Annotated in this window: 1 protein-coding gene; it reads right to left on the bottom strand. The window is 43.1% G+C overall.

From position 1 onward, the window contains the following. Nucleotides 1-156: 156 nt before the first annotated feature. Nucleotides 157-810 (bottom strand): SDR family NAD(P)-dependent oxidoreductase (locus tag RB298_RS01255; RefSeq protein ID WP_486045375.1); only part of this gene is annotated, 654 nt, incomplete at its 5' end.

The raw sequence follows: 810 nt of genomic DNA, 5'->3' as shown, positions 1-810 counted from the left end.
GTCAGATGTGTATAAGAGCAAGCGGATAGTCTATACTTAATGGTTTTTTACTTCTTCAAAGGATTGCATTATGCACATCTCTTGAAGAGTATAATTGCTCGCTAATCTTTGGCTTTAACTACATCATTCACAGAATGAATTGTAGGATGAACACACTCAGTTCTGAAGGCGTGCTTGTTTAGCATGGCGAGCTGCTTTCACTGTCTCAGGGGTAGTTCGATTCTCTATGGCTTGCTGCTTTGTTTCTTCGTCACCACCTATGACATGGTCTTCATCATTCATAAGTGCTTCATAGCCTTGTTTAGCCACAAGAACTTTATCATTTTTCTTTGAAGCGCCGATTTTGCTAGAATCCATTCCTGCATTAGAATGAAAGTTGGTATCTGTTGCGCCAGGTAGTAGGGCTGTGACGGTAACTCCTGTTTCGCGTAGCTCCTCGCGCAGAGACTCTGCAAACGAAAAACCAAATGCTTTTGATGGACCGTACACAGTCTCATAAGGGGTTGGCTGAGTTGCAGATATGGATGAAACGATGAGGATTCTACCTCTACCATTCGGGAGCATATGATTTACTACTCGTTTTGCCATATGAACCGTTCCTGAGATGTTAATAGAGATGAGCCTTAGCTCATCTTCAAGATCTGTTTCAGTAAAGGCCCCTCCAAGACCTATACCAACATTAAGAACAGCAGCTTCAACTGGACGTTTTAGTTCACTTACAAAGGTCCAAAAACTCTCGACCCCCTCATAAGTCGCCGCATCAGCCTTATGAGGGTAGGCTTCTACTCCTAAATCGCGAATGATAGTAGC

The sequence above is a fragment of the Priestia sp. BR_2 genome (assembly GCF_041954005.1).
Classification (GTDB): Bacteria; Bacillota; Bacilli; order Paenibacillales; family Paenibacillaceae; genus Paenibacillus_AQ; species Paenibacillus_AQ lautus_A.
The sequence above is the reverse complement of the archived record's forward strand: the minus strand, read 5'-3'. Positions and strand labels throughout refer to the sequence as shown.